Raw genomic sequence first — 17991 nt, 5'->3', positions numbered from 1 at the left:
TAAATGAGAAAAGGAGAATTTTTTATGGAAAAAGTAAGAATTGCGTTAGCCCAATTAGCTTGTGAAGATGGGCAGCTCGACGACAATCTCACCCGTATGGATCGGATCATCGATGAGCATGGATCATCACATGATGTGGTTGTGTTTCCTGAAACCTATACAATGGGATTCCCATCAAGAGATATCTGCCACTCGTTAGCTCAATCCCTGGAAGGTTCAGTAGTGAAACATCTGGAACAAAAGGCACAAGAAGCGAATACCACAATTGTGACTGGTTTGTATGAAAGAGAAGACGAAAATGTTTATAATACTACGATTCTTGTAGGACCTAGTGGGTTGATTCTTTCCTATCGCAAGACACATCTCTGGGTCGGGGAGTCTGTCAGAGTGGAAGCTGGTAATAAGTTTCGCAGTTGCTCATGGAAGAATACTCACCTCGGATTACTCATTTGTTATGACATTGAATTTCCAGAAACAGCACGGACTGTTGCAAGTTTGGGGGCTGAATTATTGCTTGTAACAGATGGCAATATGCATCCTTATGGCCCAGTTCACCGTACGGCGATTCAAGCACGCGCCCAAGAAAATCAAATATTTGTGGCAATGGCCAACCGGGTTGGCGATGATAACGATGGTAACCACTATGTTGGTGGCAGTATGATTTCCGATCCATATGGACGAATTGTCGTTGAAGCGAGTACAGATAAAGAGGAGATTCTCTCTTCTACTATTGATTTATCGATGGTTGATGAAAGCAGACAGCACTATCACTATTTGAATGAGCGAAGAACGAACAACATAAAACAGAAATTAAAAGAAGATTCTAATGGGATCGTAGAAGTGGAAATCTAGAAAGGAAAAAGAGTTGATAGATTCATGAAAATAAAGACAAAGAGGGGTTATGAACTAATAATGGATAGGAATGAAAGGGAGGGGTCTATATGAACACGAGTGATTCGTTGAAACGAACACTTACCTTAATGCCAGTGACTTTATTCGGCATCGCTTACATGACACCCGTCGTTGTGTTTACGACGTTTGGTGTTCTATCTGAGGTGACGAAAGGTGCAATCGTAACTGCATATCTATTCACCATCATTGCTATGTTATTTACTGCTTATAGCTATTGTCAAATGATCAAAGCATTTCCAGTTGCAGGATCGGCATATACTTATGTGCGAAAGTCCATTAGTTCAAACCTAGGATTCATGGTCGGCTGGGCTTTGTTATTAGACTACATGTTTTTACCGATGGCGATTTGTGTCCTGACTGCCTATACATTATCTGCTGCTATTCCTGCTTTACCGTTCTGGGTCGCGGTATTATTATTCATTGCACCACCGACTGTAATCAATATTTTAGGCATCAAAGTTGCTGCAAAATTGAACTTTTGGTTGATGATGTTCCAATTCCTGGTCATCGCTATATTCATCGGGTTAAGCATCAACACACTTCTTGGTGGCACAGGGGCTTCGTTATTTTCAGTGAAACCGTTATTCACACCGGAAACATCCATGCCTATAGTCCTTGCTGGTGCAGCCATAGCCGTTTACTCTTTCTTAGGTTTTGATGCTATTTCCACTTTATCAGAAGAAACAATCGAACCTCAGAAAACAATACCGAAAGCTACTATACTATCCGTATTAATTTGTGGAGGTATTTTTATAGTTGTTTCCTATCTCGCACAAGTCGTACACCCAAGTTATCAATACAATGATGTGAATTCTGGTGGATATGAGGTTATACGAATGGTCGGGGGATCGTTATTTGAATCCGTCTTTATCGCTGGTCTTATTGTCAGCTCCTTTGCCTCAGCCCTTTCTGCTCAAGCAAGTGCTGGTCGTATTTTATATGTAATGGGACGCGACTCCGTTCTCCCTAAGAAAATTTTCGGCTATATTCACCCTAAATTCAAAACGCCTGTGTTTAACTTGTTAATAGTAGGGAGCATTTCGCTTTTGGCTCTTGGGCTTGATGTAGCAACCTCCACTTCATTCATCAATTTCGGAGCATTTGCTGCCTTTGCTTTCGTAAACCTCTCTGTCATTAGTTACTATTTTATAAAAGGGAATAAAAGAACGCCTAAAGAAACAGTTTTGTACTTGGTTATCCCTCTACTCGGTGTAAGTGTGAACATATGGCTCTGGAGCAATTTAGATAGAAATGCTCTACTTCTCGGGGGCATGTGGGCTGCATGCGGGTTCATCTATTTATTATTCCTGACAAAAATGTTCAAACAGCAACCACCTGAGATGCGCTTGGAAAGTCCTGAAGAGGAGAGGTTATCTTCATAGAATAATAAACAAAATAGCAGGATTAAAAGGCTGACCCAAAAACTACCTTTTGGGTCATTTTTTCTTTTTGAGTTTTGGTGCCTCCCCCACTATGGTAGTATCCTCAAGGAGTCGTAATATAAGGGTGATTTTTAATTTTGTGTGCTTCATTCACCTTGAACATTCTACTTCCTAAGGGTTGCAGCACAGTGCTCAAACTGGATACACCACTACGTGATAATAAGTAAGAGCTTAGGAAAGACGATCAATAGGGGCAACAATCAAAGCCCAAACTAAGCCCAAAAAATAGGGGTATATACACAAATAAGCACCCATAATTTTGCATAAGAGTTTCTTGCACTCTTTGCAAAGTTTTAGGTGCTTCTACTTCTCTGAGGTTGGATTTTTAAAAGTAAGGAAAGTGAATAGAATGGTAGCGGATCCGACTGGATTTTCACCTCTTAAAGGAGCTGTTTAATGTAAATGTAACCTTATTGGCTGGTAATAACGAAGTTGAAAAGTGAATTGGAATATTATAATCGCATGAAACTAATTCCTCCATTTCAAATAATGGTGAGCCTTTTGAGATATTCAAGTAATCAGCTACATCTGTTGTTGCTGTTTTACCGTTTAATTTCTTTTCATTAAACATTGGTTGGACGTCATAATGCTTCTTCAGGGTTTGATAAGTAGAAGGATTTTCCTTAATTAAGTTTTCAAGGTTAGGGAAACGAGATAAGGAATAATAGCTTGCTTCGTAAATCATCGGGGTGTCGCCTAAAAAGTGTAATCTTCTTAATTCCAATAGTGGAGTGTGTTGGTTTTCTTTCAAAACTTCCGCTAACTTTGGTTTGAATTCTGAGGCAACCACTTTTTCAATGGATAAAATGGATGTTTTCGGTACTTCCCCCATTTCCTCGACAAACTGTGAAAACCCGCTCATTGCAATTAATTCTCGTTGTATTTTCCCTTCATTTACAAATGTCCCTTTGCCTTGTTGCCTTGTTAGAACGCCTTCATCAACTAAATCGAGTATCGCACGTCTGATCGTGATTCGACTTGTATCATACACTCGGCATAATTCGGACTCGGAAGATAGCTGCTCACCGGGCTTATAGATACCGTTTTCAATATCAGCAGTGATTAATTCTTTGACTTGCATGTACAGCGGTTTAGAGCTTGCATTATTTAACTTCATTTCGCCTGTTCCCTTCTAAATGAGATTCATAATATTATGATAGTGTTAAATGTGATTGGTTGCAATTAAAGAAATTGACTGGCCGGGGCGAAAAGTAATCCCCTAACCCATGAAAAAGGAACATGGGAATAGGGGAGAGGAAGTTATCCTTTTACACTTCCAGCCGCAAGTCCTCGGATGAAATATTTCTGTGCGAAAATAAATAATATGATTAGTGGGACAGCAGACATTACAAGTCCAGCCATCAGGATACCCCAATCGGTTCTTAGCGCATCTTTAAATATCAATAGGCCTGCTGTGATCGGCTTTAATTCCTCGCTTTCAATGAAAATAACAGAAAATAGAATTTCATTCCAAGCAAAGTATGCCGTTAGGATGACTGCTGTAAACAAGATAGGGATGCTCATTGGTAGGAATATTCTCATGAATACACCGAAATTCGAGCAACCGTCGATTCGAGCAGCTTCTTCCAGCTCTTTCGGAATCGATAGAAAATATGCACGAATAATCAATACTGCTAACGGTAGACGGTAGGCTGCATATGGTAAAATCAATGCCCAGTAGGTGTCATAAATCCCCAGTAATTGTGATAATTCGTATAGCGGGATCAGTCCGACCTGTGGTGCGAACATCAAACCTGCAGAAACAAGCAGTAATAACGTTTTTTCCCCGGGTAAGTTGAATCTGGACAATCCGTATGCACATAAGGCGGCAAAGAACACGGTTATCGCACACGTGAAACCTGTAATGATGACACTGTTGAAAAAGTAAGTGGAAACCCCTAGATTCCAGGCTTCTATATAGTTGGAAACCAGCCAAGTTTCTGGTAATGTCCAGCTACTAGTAAATATCTCTTGCGTCGTTTTAAATGAATTGATTACCATCCAAAACAATGGGTAAGCAATGGCGATAAAGTAAATGAACAGGATAAGGGATACAAACGCGACACCTATCTTGCCGGCATTGAACTTTTTCTTTTTAGAAATGTCATTCTTAGGAGGTAGTCTCAGGTTTGGTTGTTTTGAATTGTTTGATTGGTCCGGCCGGTTAGGTAGGTTTGTACTTCTTTCAAGACTTTCCATGATCGTTTACTCCTCTCCTGTTTTAAATATTTTCCCTTGGATGAAATAGAAAATTAATGTAAGTATTAACATCACATTTGCAATTGCAGAGGCATAACCAGATTCCATATCTACAAATGCTTTATCGAACAGGTACGTACTAAGTACTTGAGAGGCATTAGATGGTCCGCCACCAGTAAGTACATATACTTCGTTGAATACAAGGAAAGAACCTGTAATCGTGTAGATCGATAATACAAACATCATTTCTTTAGATTGAGGAACCGTAACATATAGGAACTGCTTTATTTTTCCAGCCCCATCAATTGTAGCTGCTTCATATAATTCCTGTGGTATCTTTTGAATGGTTAAGATATACAGCATTGCTGCGTAACCAACTGATTGCCATTGTGATACAAAAATAACAGCAAAGATGGCTGTGTTTGTACTTCCTAACCAACCAGTAGCGAGATTACCTAAGCCGATCAGCTCTAGAAAAGCATTTAAAAGTCCGATTTCAGGATTATAAATGTAAGTGAACAATATCCCGATAACCGCCATCGAAATTAACACAGGTATAAAGTAAATGGTACGCAAAAAAGGTGCTACTTTTCTAAAAATGGTATCCTCTAGAATAGCGGCTAATACAAGACCACCTAAGACCTGGAAGATGAAAGAGATTGCCACATACATAAGGTTATTCTTTAAAGAAGTGTAGAAAATAGGGTCCCGAAATAGTTCGATATAATTTTCAAAGCTAACAAATAACTTTTCGGGGTTAAATGAATTAAATTCAAAGAAGCTATATCCAAAGTTAACACCGATAGGATAGTAGACAAATAATAGGAGCATTAAAAAAGTTGGTGCGAGATATAAGTATTGCCCTAATCTTCTTTTCAGCACAGTCATAGTTAACACCTTCTACTTTAATATTGAAATCAGTAGTGGGGAGCAGCTATCATGTTATAGCTGCCCACACTACTTTTTTCTGAAATCTTCTACTCTACTTTCTCTGCCTCAGCTAGTACTTGTTCCATGATTTCTTCAGGAGTTTTCGAGCCGCTGATCAGCATCTGGACACCATCCATGTAAGGTTTAGAAACTGTTGTTTCAATTCCTTGATCAATCCAGTTTAAGATATATTCTTTCTCCGCAATCATATTTGTCAGCTCAATTTCTTTCTCGGAAGCTGTATCTTCATTTACAGCTCCGATGACAGAACTCGGCATGCCAACTTCTTTCATTAGCTTCTCACCCATAGGCTGCGATGTAAGGAATTTAAGGAACTTCATTGCTGCATCTGGGTTTTCCGATTTTTTAGATACCATGAACCCTTCTGGAGCACCGATGATCCCAGAGTCTGAACCTTCTCCTTCCGTGATGCTAGGGAAGTTGAATGTTCCCCATTCGAAAGATGCTTCTTCCAAATATGGTGCTTCGAATGTTTCCATGAACATAATGCCTGCCGCTTCGTTTAGGAAGAAGTTTCTTGCTTCTTCATGTCCAACAGAGTTAGGGCTGTCATTGAAATATGGAGATAGTTCTTCGATCTTCTCCAAAGCCTCCACATATTTCGGGTCGGTAAATTCAGGAGTTGTATAATCCTGTTCCACAACTTCTTGACTGACCATGCGCTGGTTAACAGCAGTCAGGTAGTGACTTCCTGCCCACGGTGCCTTGTTTCCTAACATTAATGGTGTTTCGCCATTATCCTTTAATGTTTGAAGTGTGCTAATAAACTCATCCCAAGTCTCTGGAGCTTCCAACCCATATTGATCGAAAATATTCTTATTATAATAGAAGACTTTTGAATCTGTATAAAGTGGAACCCCGTAATGCTTTCCATCCTTCATAAATGGCTCTTGGGCCATGATATTTTCAGACCATTCTTTATCCTCTTCATAATAGCTTGAGATATCTAAAGCAATATCGTCATTAATGAACTTGTCCCCGAATGACTTTCCTACCCATGTAAAGAAAACATCTGGTGGTGTGTCACCACCCATAATAACGTTAACTTTTTGTTTGTACTGGTCGTTCAGAGCAGTAGTCTGTTCTACATTAATATCTGGATTTTGTTCCTCAAATTCAGCAATCACTTCATTGTAATAAGTTTTGTATGGTTCGTTTGGCCAGCGGTGCAGGAATGTAATAGTAGTTTCGGCGTCTGTATCTGAAGAAGCAGAAGTAGAATCTGAACTTGCTTCTTTGTTAGGAGCGAAACCAGAGCAGCCTGCAATAATCAAAGTCAGAAAAAGTAACATGAGCATAAAAATTAAACGTTTCACCTAATTACCTCCCCAAATAATTAAAAAGTAGGACTTTTGGACAAATGTACTTTCAATTAACTTACTTTGTTGAGTGAAGCTTGTCCATAGCATTCTTGCATCACCAATAAAAAAATAATGAGTGTACAGACTCCTTGGGATCCACCTCCCTTAGCTCAAAAAATTTGTTGAAGTTAGTATAAGATTATATAATGTTATATCCATTGTCAAACGTTTTTTGAATTATCTGCAAATTTATTACTTAAAAATGAAAGCGTTAACATTAGTGTGGAGGCATTCTGGTGATCGTAGAAAAAATATTTATGTAATCGCTTAATATGCTGTTTTAAATGCGTTTTTATAAGAGGTATCTTAAAATCGCCCCGTTTATTTTTAACAATAATTAAATTTTTCAGAATATTACCTTGACTAATTTGTAATGGGTGGACTATGATGTGTTTATAACATTATATAACAAGTTTTGGTTAGGCGGTGGTATCCAAAGGGGTCGGTGATTGCGTTTATTTTAAGCGGAAGGTAATGGTCAAATAAAAGGAGGAAAATAATGCTGAATTTTGATAAGGAGAAATATTTACAGGTAACTGGTGGGGCTGTGAATTTAAGAGGCCGAATCGAAGCTGTTATTGATGAGGTATCCGATAAAGGTTATGAAAATGTATTTCTGATTGGAATTGGCGGTACGATCGCAGCCATGTATCCATTTGAATACATGCTGAAGTCTAATTCTACGATTCCGGTTTACGCAGAGATCGCAGCAGAGTTCTCTGTGATGGGTCATAAACACTTTAGTGAGAATTCATTAGTTATTCTTTATTCTTTATCCGGCACAACACCAGAAACTGTAGCAGCGGCAGAATATTGTAAGGAAAAAGGTGCTACTACAATTGGATTGGTAGGGGAATTAGGTACACCCCTGGCAGATGCCGTTGATTATCCAATCGCCAACTATGCGGAGAACGACTTTGGTGGAGATTCGAGTGCCATCCAATTATATTTACTTATTTTCCGCTTAATGTATAAACGTGATAGTTTCCCTCATTATGAAAAATTTGCAGATGAATTAGTCACCATCCCTGATCAGTTAATCAGTGTAAAAGAACAAGGGGAAGCACAAGCGGAAGCGTTTGCTGAAAAGTATAAAGATGAAAAATATCATATATTTACTGGTGCTGGTAACCTTTGGGGTAAAACATACTCTTATGCGATGTGTGTATTAGAAGAAATGCAATGGATCCGGACTAAGTCTATCCATGCAGCAGAGTTTTTCCATGGCACTTTAGAAATCGTTGACGAAGAAACCAGTATTGTCGTTGTTAAAGGGGAGGACGAAACAAGACCTCTATTAGAAAGAGTGGAGAACTTTGGTGAAACATATACGAATAAACTAACCATATTTGACACAGCAGACTTTGAATTAAGTGGAATCAGTCAAGAATTCAGAAAGTACCTATCGCCATTGATCATGAACACATTCTTGCAACGAGTCAGTGTTCATCTCGAGGACAAACGTGGACATTCATTAGAAAAAAGACGCTACTACAGAAAAGTAGAGTATTAATACCGTTTAGTAGATTTAAATAAAAATCAAGTCACAAGATTGAGCACTATAAATAGTAAGTTTTTGAAAAATATAACTGGAGGGATTTTTGAATGGCTGTAAAAAACACGGAAGTGAAAGGGATCAATCCACACATTGAATTAGCATTACAAGAGGTAGAAAAACGGGACATTAACAAGGTATTCTTCGTTGCATGTGGTGGTTCATCTGCACTGATGTACCCAAGTAAATACTTAATGGACAGAGAGGCAGTAGCAATTAGCTCGGATCTTTATAGCTCCAACGAGTTTATTCACCGTAACCCGAACACACTAGGCGACAAATCACTTGTCATTTTATGCTCAATGTCAGGAACAACTCCAGAAACAGTAGAAGCTGCGGAGTTTGCTAGAAACAAAGGCGCCCTTACTATTGCGCTGACTCATGAACCAGAATCTCCACTTGCACAGAATGCGGAGTTTGTTGTGGAATATGGGTGGTTCCCGGATTTAATTGCAGTTAATACTAACCAAGCAATTATGATTCAGCTTACGATGGGTGTTCTATATGTAAAAGAAGGTAACAAAAAGTTCGCTGACACAGTGGAGAGCTTGCATAACCTGGAGGATGTCTTCCAAAAGGCAGAAAAGCAATTTGCACCAAAAGTAAAAGAGTTTGCGAAGAAATACAAGGATGAATCCAATATCTATACATTAGCAAGCGGTGGAAACTACGGGCCGGCATACTCATTTACTAGCTGTTTCCTAATGGAAATGCAATGGATTCACTCTAATGCAATCCACGCAGGAGAATACTTCCATGGACCTTTTGAAATTCTTGATAAAGAAACACCTTTCCTGATTTTACTAGGACTAGATGAAACTCGTCCGCTAGAAGAAAGAGCGCTGACGTTCTCCAAGAAATATGGTGAAAAGCTGGAGGTAGTTGATGCGAAAGAGTTAGATTTAGAAGGGATCAGTGACTCTGTTAAGGGCTATGTTGTTCCGGCAATCTTTGATCGTCTGCTTCGTCGTTATGCAGAAGCGTTAGCGGAGGAGCGTAATCATCCACTAAGTACTAGAAGATATATGTGGAAAGTAGAATATTAAGCTCTACCTTGAAAATGGACCAGTTATACCCATCGGTTGAAGACCAATCGATGGGTATAACTCTATAGTTTCTGTTTTCTGTTAATATATAATTTAATGAACGTAGAATTTCAAGCCGATAGGGAAGAGGTGTCAGGATGAAAATAATAGGAATTGGTGATAATGTAGTAGATTTTTATGAAGATCGTGGAGAAATGTTCCCAGGTGGTAATGCTCTCAATGTGGCGGTTTTTTGTAAACGTTATGGAGTAGAAAAAAGCTCGTATGTTGGGCTGGTTGGGAATGATCAAGCAGGTAATCATGTACTGGATACGTTAAGAGCAGAAAATATAGATGTTACTCATGTCCTTCAGGCTATTGGTGTGAATGGAGAAGCGAGAGTCACGTTAGATGAGCAAGGGGATCGGATTTTTGTTGGCTCTAATAAAGAATTTAGTATCCAATCCCAATTGAAACTGAATTTCAACAAAAATATTGTAGAGTTCATTAAGGAGCATGACCTGCTTCATACGAGTGTATTTAGTCACATCGAAAAAGATTTAGAAGACCTAGCAGAAATTATCTCGATTTCCTTTGACTTTTCCACTCGTCGTGATGAGGAGTACTTAAAGGCAGTCTGTCCGTATTTGGAGTTCGGATTTTTCTCTGGAGGGGATCTTTCTAAGGAAGAATGTATCGATTTAATGAAACACGTCCAGAAACTAGGTGTGAAAAAGGTTGGGCTGACTCGTGGCTCGAAGGGGTCATTATTCTTGGTCGATGATGAGTTATATGAACAACCGATCGTGGAAGGTGAGGTAGTCGATACCTTAGGTGCAGGGGATTCGTATATTTCCATGCTGCTCACGAAGTATTATGAGCATCAAGATATTCAAAAAGCAATGCACGAAGGAGCAGTTGCGGCAGTTCAAACTTGCGGTGATTATGGCGCCTTTGGCTATGGTGTAGAGAAAAATGGTTTTGTGAAAAATAATCTATGATTAGCTGACTAAGGAGGGCATATGATCAATAAAATTGCTGGAATGAATATTACTTATTACAGATATTCTTTTGAGATGTTCCTGGATTCGATGGCTAAGCTTGAGATCCCCTCTATTGAACTTTGGGGCGGTGCGCCGCATTTCTATCTGGAAGACCTTACTCACCAGAAAATTCAAGAAACACGGAAAAAAATCCGGGACCGTGATTTAACGATCAACTTCTTCACACCGGAGCAATGTATGTATCCGATTAGCTTAGGTGCTGAAGATGAAATGATGCGAACAAGAAGCTTGGATTACTTTACTCGGTGTTTAGATATTTGTCATTCGCTTGAAGTAGACAAAATGCTAGTAACTGCTGGGCTGGGTTATTTCGATGAGGATATGGAAGAGGGTTGGGTGAGAGCCCGCGATTCATTTGAAAAATTGACGAAGAGTGCGGAGGAAAAAGGGGTTACCCTCGCGCTGGAACCGCTATCAACCTATGAATCTAACCTTGTTACTGACCTGCCTACACTGAAGCGGATGCTTACTGAAGTGAATTCTCCTAACCTGAAAGCAATGGTGGATACTGTCCCGATGGCTCTAAGTGGTGAAAGTCTGAAAAGATACTTCGCGGAGTTTGGTAAGGATTTAATCCATATTCATCTCGTTGACACGAACCAACACCATGCACATTTGGCCTGGGGCGACGGAAACCTTCCACTAGCTGACTATTTAAAGGTTGTGGAAGAAAATGGCTATGAGGGTTACCTGACATTAGAGCTTATCGGTTCCAAGTACACATCAGACCCAGAAGCGGGTGTGGTAAAGAGTTTGAATAGGATAAAGAATGTGCTGGAAAAATCTACTTAATAAGGCTGGTTTGGGAGAGTCGACATTAGAGCATGACTCTCCTTTGTTGTTGATTTAACATGGTGACTTTGGTAGGTGGAGGCAGGTGAGTGACCAATGTGGGTGAAATATTGTGGTATGCTATTGGAGAGAAGATTTGGAATTTTTGAAATATCGTACAGCTAGGAGGGTGATGGATGGCCCAGAGGATTTATCGTATGTCAGATTTCATCATGAAAATAACGTTACTGAACTTTTATTGGATATTTATTACTATTGTTGGAATGGGGGTTTTTGGTCTGTTTCCTGCAACAGTAGCTTTGTTCGCTGTTGTTCGGCAATGGTCAAGAGGAAATGATGAAAAATTCTTTCGGCAATTTGTTACCTATGTTAAAAAGGACTTCTGGCAAGCGAATATACTAGGGTATATCTTAGTTATAATGGGATTTTTATTATATGCTGACGTGCAATTCATCCTCCAAATGGATGGCTTACTACAGGAGTTTATGAAGTATGGATTTGTTTTCTTGTTCATTTTGTACTTTATTATTGCTGTTTATCTTTTCCCGGTATATGTGCATTATGACCTTCCTTTGTTTAAATATTTTCAATTTGCATTCATTATTGGATTCGTCAAACCGATTCGTACAATATCTATAGCCGCCTGCATAGTTGTAATTTATCTAGTCTCCTCTTACTTCCCTGGGACAGTCATCTTTGTGGGAATCAGCGCTCCATTAGCATATATTATGTGGGTGGCCTATGGTTTACTTGACCAAGAGATAAATCTTGAAGTCTGACCCTGGTAGAATAGAAAACTAAAGGGTGGCGTAACATTAAGAGGATTGCCTATATACAGATGTTATGCGAGTTTTAAACGGGGAAGAGGACAGCGCTTTTCAATTAAGAAGTGAAGGTAGAACCCCGGTATCTGGATGGAAAATTGAATTTATTTTATGATAGAAAAAAGAGAAGTGCGCCAACACTTCTCTTTATCACTTTCATTAAAGTGGTTGATTCCACCTTATGTCTGGGCAGGCGTAGGGTGGTTCTTTTTTTCTGCTTGGTTATCTTCGATCAGTTTCCCGTCTTCCATATGCAAAACGCGGTCACATACCCCCAACATTCTTTCATCATGGGTGACCATAATGGCAGCTTTCCTTCTCGTTTTCACTTCATAAGCTATCTTTTCAACGACTGTTCTGCCTCGCTCGGTGTCTAAACTTGCGGTAGGTTCGTCAGCTAGGATGATTTTCGGATCATTCATAAAAGCCCTTCCTATCGCAACTCTTTGCTTTTCCCCACCTGAAAGACTGCTTGGATAGTTGTTCACTCGATGTTCCAATCCTAACTCCCGGACCAATTCATTCATTTTATTTCGGTTCGCCTTTTTGTTGATGTTATTGATTTTTCCTATTAATAGAAGTTGATCCTTAATCGTCAAGTAAGGGATTAAATTCGGTGACTGAAAGATGAATCCAATGTTACTGGCTCGTGTAGCAGTCAATTGGGCTGGCTTGAAAGCCGAAATATCTTTCCCGTCTAAGATAACTTTTCCCTTCGTTGGGGTCAGTAAAGCACCGATGATCGATAATAAGGTACTTTTTCCAGAACCGGATGGACCGACGATGGCCACGAATTCCCCTTCTTTCATGGAGAGTGAGATATCGTCTAAGACTGTGATGGTGCGATCGCCATCTGGAAAGAACTTCGATAAGTGCTGTAGCGTCAGGATTTCTTCGGACATGATCATTCACTCCTCCCGATTGCTTCTAATGGATCTATTTTTGTCACTTTATATAAGGAAAGAAGAGATCCTGCTAAATTCAAAAGGATGAATACAGCGCCTGTTACGAGTACCAATGAAACGGATGCTTGAAAAGGGACGCCCTCAGGCAGGATTTGCGCCATTCCTACAACAGCTGTAGCACTGGCGGATAAGCTGAACAGTGTAAGAAGCAGTACTTGAGTGACGATGCTTTTTGAGATATAAAACGTCGTTGCTCCCATCGCTTTTAAAACACCGAACTGGTTCGTTTTTTGGATGGTCATGACATAGAAAAATACTGCGGACACAAAGGCGGAAATGATGAACATGAATACTTTCATGACGGTGAAAGAGCCTTGCGTTTCCGAATATCCCGGCATCGATTGAACTGCTTCTTCATTCGTTGAAGTATCGAAGCCTGCTATATCTGTTTTTGCCCCGTTATATACGACGGCATTGTAGATACCCTCATTGCTTTTCGTTGGATGGATTCCTGAATCAATATCAGAATAGATGACTGGAAGAAAAGAGTACGTTTGATTTTCGATAAAACCTGCAATGGTCATCGTTTTCTCTGTACTCTCATCGATGAGTCGATCGTTCAATTCATATCCATCTTTTTTGAAACTTTCATTAACCAATACTTCCTTGCCTGTTATTTCACTAATATTCTTTCCTTCTATGATGGGAAGGTCAGCGTAGTGTTCAGGGTCGACGGAAAAATAAATCATATCGGTATCTTTTTGATTTTCTTTTCCCGTAATAGTCGACATCGTCAGTGATAGTGGAGAAGCAGGTTCTTCTATAGAGCTGCTGATTTCCTTGAATTGCTCTTGAGTCAGCTCAGAATTGATGACCGCACCTTCTGCTTCTTCGTTCGTCACAATATAGTCTGCCTTGATTTTTTGTAAGGAAGAACTATCAGCAAAGGACAAACCATTAGCAAGCCCTGTCATGAAAAATACTAAAAACAAAATCGAAACCATGATCAGGCTTAGCAAAATATATCGGAGTTTGGCTCGCTTCATTTCTTTTAAAGCTAAAAACATACCAATTCACCCCATTCTTCCTTTGGTTCGATCGGTGCCTTTAGAAAAGAGCAGACCTAAAAGCAGTCCAAGACCTATAATGAAAAACACCATGAAAGAACTGATCGCTACGAACACTTCGCCAGTAGCCATACCAGAAAGGAGTGCAACACTCAAGCTGAATAAAAGTAATCCTATCGCCAATGCGTAAAGAAGCGCTCTGATTTTATTCATCGCATACTTGGCGGCCGTTTCACGTGTTAAGACACTGTAAGTTACGATCGCCCCACCTACGACAATGAATATGGATGGGCCGAACACCGCTTCTCCTGGGAGATCCATAAAATACAACATAGCTGAAGTCAACGCACCAAAGACGATCACAAGAATGCCTATGATTAAACCTGCGGTTGAAACGCGGGACGCCATCGATGTATAAACAGCTTTCTTCGTATGGTCATCACCGATTTGCCGCATATCTTCTTTAAGCCCGCTCAAATCCCCCATCGAACTGATGGCTTCTTTAAAGGCTTCATCCTCTGTTTTTCCTTCTTTTTCAAAATCTCTTACTTTTTCTTTGAGGTTCATATAAAGTTCCTCTTTCAACTCAAATAATTGCTGGCTTTCCCCGATTCCGGCAAACTCCCGGTCGAGATAATTCTGGATTTTCTTATCTGTTTTATTCTTTTGTGTCATTTGGGTTGATTCCTCCTCCAATCAATTTGTTTAATATTTCTTTCGCAAATTCCCAATCCTTCTTGTTTTGTTCGAAACGTTCGATTCCTTCTTCTGTAATCCGGTAGTACTTGCGTCGCCCGCCCTGTGATTCATCTCCCCAGTAGGAAGCGATCAGGCCCTCTTTCTGTAGCCGCCGGAAAGCTGTGTACAGTGTGGCTTCCTTCAGTTCATACTGCCCCTCGCTCAGTTCGAGAATCGTTTTGTAAATTTCATAACCATAGCTATCTTGTTGGTAGAGAATGTTCAAAACGATCGAATCTGTGTGACCGCGAATGAGGTCTGTAGAAATTTTCTTTGTCAACGTACCATCACCTCCTTGTAATACAATGTATAACATATTACTGTGTCTGTCAAAGTAATATGTTATTTGATGTAATTAATGTGCCTGCCCCCCCGCTGCGTTAATAAGCTAGAGAATGGACACCATCAGATGTTTAAGCTTTGAAGTATTAATTTTTTTGTCCAATGAATTTACAAGGAATTATTTTTAAATCTGTAAAAATAAACACCTTTGTCGATATATAGTATAGAGCCACCTGAAATTAGAGATAAAGACGTAAGAGGCATGTAGGTAGATTGGAACGTTGGGGTCTCGTAGATAATTAGAACGAAAATCATACATACGGATAGTAAAGTCAAAAGGATAAAATGCAATATCAGGGGGCTGGAGTAAGGGCTACTTTACATCATGATAGTCAATTTTCTGCAATCCCCTTTGCCGAAACAGATTAACCGATTGGCTATCCTCATGTGAGGATGGCCTTTTTTATGTTTTTTTCTAGACTTTATTCCTGTGGAGAAACCATCTCCCCTCATGCCGAAGTCTTCTATACAAAATTGAAAAGGAGAAGTGATCAAATGTTAGAGACAACAGAACGGCTTCACGAACAAGCCACAGACTTATTAAGTGGTATCATTAGCTCCATCGAAAATGTCATTCCATTGCAACTTGATTTCCATGCCCCTACATCATCGGAACAAGTAGTAAAACTGGAATACGGGGTTTTAATAGGGATCATCGGGGATGTGAAAGGAAAAATGGTCCTGGTGGGTGAACGGGCCTTTTTTGGGAGGATTGGAAAAGAGATGTTTGGCATGACACCGGAAGGAGATATGCTGCTTTCCTTTAGTGGGGAGTTAGGAAATATGATTGCAGGCGGTATGGCTACAAAAGTCATGGAAAAGGAAATCAAGTCAGACATCACTTCTCCCACCATACTACAGGGAGATACCATCATGAGTGGTTTTAAAGATGGTCTGCATATACCAATTACGGTCGAAAATGCGGGAGAAATGGATGTTTATCTTTTGTTGGATTTGTAAGAACAGAAGCATTTGAATACTTAGGAGGAAAATAAATGAAACAAAAGTTAAGGAATTTGAGTATAGCATGGAAATACGGTCTTACTTTAATCGTCGTTTTTGTCTTATTTGGTATTTCGACAGTAGTAGTAACTACATTGATCACTAGTATAGGTGATGATATAGATGCGCTGGAAAGACGAGGGGACAGGGCTTTGAAAATCACTGAAATGGGTTCATTGACCCGTTCAAAAAGTATTCGGGTCATCGATTATGTACGAACCCCCGAACAAATCTATATCGATGAATTTGAAAAGCGCAGGGAAAACTTCAACACTTTAGAAGCAGATATACGAAGCAAGATGGATTCTGAAAAAGAGCTTGCTTTATTTGACCAAATCGTCGCTATGGATAAAGAAATGAATGATGTCTTTATGGAACAGATTGTACCCGCAGTTCAAAATGGAGAAACAGAAGCGGCGGATAGCTTGCTGCAGGATTCGAATACGATCCGTTCCGAAACGGTGGATTTGTTAGCAGAACTCCGTACGGTGGTGAATGATCAGCGTGCTAATGCCATCATAAAGGCAAAAAAAGATCAGCAATTAACACTATTGATCCTCCTTGCATCCGTAGGCATCTCTGTTCTTATTGGTGGCTTGCTTGTTTACTTTATAAGTCGGATGGTAACCAGGAACCTGCATGAAGTGGTGGATGTTAGTAACCAGATTGCAGATGGAAATCTTAGTATCCAAGCTATTGAGTATGATGGAAAAGACGAAATTGGGCAACTGGCTCAAAGTATTAATACGATGAGTACAAACTTGAAAGAAATGATCAGCCAAATCTCTGAGGTTTCCGAAACGGTCAGCAGCCAAAGTGAAGAATTGACGCAATCGGCCAATGAAGTGAGGTCCGGATCGGAGCAAGTAGCTGTAACTATGCAGGAACTGGCTTCAGGTTCTGAATCTCAGGCAAACAATGCAACAGATCTCTCTTCCGCTATGACTACCTTTTCTACACAAGTGGAGGAAGCGAATGCCAATGGTGAGAACATCCGACAGTCTTCTGAAAATGTACTAGGTATGACCACAGAAGGAAGCCAATTGATGAATTTGTCAGTTCAGCAAATGGCTGCCATTGATAAAATCGTACAGGAAGCTGTACAGAAGGTGAAAGGGTTGGATTCCCAGTCACAAGAAATTTCAAAATTAGTATCAGTCATTAGAGATATCGCCGATCAAACCAATCTTTTAGCCCTTAATGCAGCGATTGAAGCGGCACGGGCAGGAGAACATGGGAAAGGCTTTGCGGTTGTCGCGGATGAAGTACGGAAACTTGCCGAACAAGTAGCGGAATCAGTTACGGACATAACTGGCATTGTAGAAAGCATACAAACAGAATCCGCAGATATGGCAGAATCCTTGCAGGGAGGCTACCAGGAAGTTGAAAAAGGGACCAGCCAGATGAAGACCACCCGTGAAACTTTCACGAAAATTAATGAAGCTGCCAAAGAAATGACAAATGACATTCAATCTGTAACAAGTAACTTGTCTGCGATATCAGCAAGCAGTCAAGAAATGAATGCTTCCGTCGAAGAAATCGCATCCATTTCCGAAGAAGCTGCTGCCGGTGTGGAACAAACCTCGGCATCTGCTCAACAGACTAGCAGTTCAATGGAAGAAGTAGCGGATAGTTCCAATGAATTGTCCAAACTAGCCGAAACATTGAATGGTTATGTACAGAAATTCAAAATATAAGGGAATAGAATAAGTATCTTCAAAAAGGGAGAGTCAGCGATCAATAACTGACTCTCCCTTCTATTTATGAACATTAGATTATGGTTAAGTGTATGTAAGGTAAATGGCGGCTTTA

At 39.9% G+C, this 17991-nt stretch carries 17 protein-coding genes; 9 read left to right on the top strand and 8 right to left on the bottom strand.

The annotated features are described in order from the left end of the window. Positions 1–24: 24 nt before the first annotated feature. Complete coding sequence (locus BMZ58_RS05675) at positions 25–852, top strand: carbon-nitrogen hydrolase family protein (protein ID WP_075035573.1); 828 nt, start codon at positions 25–27, stop codon at positions 850–852. An 89-nt stretch (positions 853–941) separates the two neighbouring features. Next, positions 942–2294 carry an APC family permease gene (locus BMZ58_RS05670; RefSeq protein WP_075035572.1) on the top strand — a complete coding sequence of 451 codons (1353 nt, stop codon included), beginning with the start codon at positions 942–944 and terminating at the stop codon, positions 2292–2294. Positions 2295–2727: 433 nt separating this feature from the next. Here BMZ58_RS05670 and BMZ58_RS05665 read toward each other — a convergent pair whose 3' ends face one another. The 4 genes from BMZ58_RS05665 to BMZ58_RS05650 all read right to left on the bottom strand — a co-directional run bounded on the left by BMZ58_RS05665 (position 2728) and on the right by BMZ58_RS05650 (position 6820). After that, the gene (locus BMZ58_RS05665; RefSeq protein ID WP_075035571.1) at positions 2728–3471 is read right to left on the bottom strand and encodes a UTRA domain-containing protein; all 744 of its coding nucleotides are present in this window, start codon (positions 3469–3471) and stop codon (positions 2728–2730) included. Positions 3472–3614: 143 nt separating this feature from the next. Further along, positions 3615–4553: a carbohydrate ABC transporter permease gene (locus BMZ58_RS05660; protein ID WP_083412543.1), complete on the bottom strand. Its 939-nt coding sequence runs from the start codon at positions 4551–4553 to the stop codon at positions 3615–3617. 6 nt (positions 4554–4559) lie between these two features. Next, positions 4560–5441, bottom strand: coding sequence for a carbohydrate ABC transporter permease (locus BMZ58_RS05655; RefSeq protein ID WP_075035570.1), 882 nt, complete (start codon positions 5439–5441; stop codon positions 4560–4562). A gap of 89 nt (positions 5442–5530) precedes the next feature. Next, positions 5531–6820: an ABC transporter substrate-binding protein gene (locus tag BMZ58_RS05650; protein ID WP_083412541.1), complete on the bottom strand. Its 1290-nt coding sequence runs from the start codon at positions 6818–6820 to the stop codon at positions 5531–5533. Positions 6821–7364: 544 nt separating this feature from the next. On the opposite strand from BMZ58_RS05650, the gene BMZ58_RS05645 reads away from it, so the two are divergent. The 5 genes from BMZ58_RS05645 to BMZ58_RS05625 all read left to right on the top strand — a co-directional run bounded on the left by BMZ58_RS05645 (position 7365) and on the right by BMZ58_RS05625 (position 12080). After that, positions 7365–8378, top strand: coding sequence for an SIS domain-containing protein (locus BMZ58_RS05645; RefSeq protein WP_075035569.1), 1014 nt, complete (start codon positions 7365–7367; stop codon positions 8376–8378). Positions 8379–8470: 92 nt separating this feature from the next. Then, complete coding sequence (locus tag BMZ58_RS05640; protein ID WP_075035568.1) at positions 8471–9466, top strand: SIS domain-containing protein; 996 nt, start codon at positions 8471–8473, stop codon at positions 9464–9466. Between the two features lie 137 nt (positions 9467–9603). Beyond that, positions 9604–10446, top strand: a complete 843-nt coding sequence (locus BMZ58_RS05635; RefSeq protein ID WP_075035567.1) for a PfkB family carbohydrate kinase — start codon at positions 9604–9606, stop codon at positions 10444–10446. A 21-nt stretch (positions 10447–10467) separates the two neighbouring features. Then, entirely contained in the window at positions 10468–11301 is an 834-nt protein-coding gene (locus tag BMZ58_RS05630; RefSeq protein WP_075035566.1) for a sugar phosphate isomerase/epimerase family protein, read from the top strand. Between the two features lie 176 nt (positions 11302–11477). Then, complete coding sequence (locus BMZ58_RS05625; RefSeq protein ID WP_075035565.1) at positions 11478–12080, top strand: YesL family protein; 603 nt, start codon at positions 11478–11480, stop codon at positions 12078–12080. A gap of 224 nt (positions 12081–12304) precedes the next feature. On the opposite strand, the gene BMZ58_RS05620 is transcribed toward BMZ58_RS05625, so the two are convergent. From BMZ58_RS05620 to BMZ58_RS05605, 4 genes are read right to left on the bottom strand one after another with little or no spacing between them, the layout of a single operon-like run. Further along, complete coding sequence (locus tag BMZ58_RS05620) at positions 12305–13027, bottom strand: ABC transporter ATP-binding protein (RefSeq protein WP_075035564.1); 723 nt, start codon at positions 13025–13027, stop codon at positions 12305–12307. 2 nt (positions 13028–13029) lie between these two features. Beyond that, positions 13030–14097: an ABC transporter permease gene (locus tag BMZ58_RS05615; protein WP_075035563.1), complete on the bottom strand. Its 1068-nt coding sequence runs from the start codon at positions 14095–14097 to the stop codon at positions 13030–13032. Between the two features lie 6 nt (positions 14098–14103). After that, complete coding sequence (locus tag BMZ58_RS05610) at positions 14104–14772, bottom strand: permease prefix domain 1-containing protein (RefSeq protein WP_075035562.1); 669 nt, start codon at positions 14770–14772, stop codon at positions 14104–14106. Next, entirely contained in the window at positions 14756–15115 is a 360-nt protein-coding gene (locus tag BMZ58_RS05605) for a PadR family transcriptional regulator (RefSeq protein WP_139207288.1), read from the bottom strand. Before BMZ58_RS05605 ends, BMZ58_RS05610 begins: the two co-directional genes overlap by 17 nt. 557 nt (positions 15116–15672) lie before the next feature. Between BMZ58_RS05605 and BMZ58_RS05600 the strand changes: the two genes are divergently transcribed. Together BMZ58_RS05600 and BMZ58_RS05595 are read left to right on the top strand one after the other, a co-directional pair. Continuing rightward, positions 15673–16137 carry a chemotaxis protein CheX gene (locus BMZ58_RS05600; protein WP_075035644.1) on the top strand — a complete coding sequence of 155 codons (465 nt, stop codon included), beginning with the start codon at positions 15673–15675 and terminating at the stop codon, positions 16135–16137. 35 nt (positions 16138–16172) lie between these two features. Continuing rightward, positions 16173–17876 (top strand): methyl-accepting chemotaxis protein, encoded by a 1704-nt coding sequence (locus BMZ58_RS05595; RefSeq protein ID WP_075035560.1) that lies wholly within the window; start codon positions 16173–16175, stop codon positions 17874–17876. Positions 17877–17991 lie beyond the last annotated feature (115 nt).

This window comes from Halobacillus dabanensis, assembly GCF_900114165.1.
Classification (GTDB): Bacteria; Bacillota; Bacilli; order Bacillales; family Halobacillaceae; genus Halobacillus; species Halobacillus dabanensis.
This window is presented reverse-complemented; position numbering and strand designations above follow the sequence as displayed.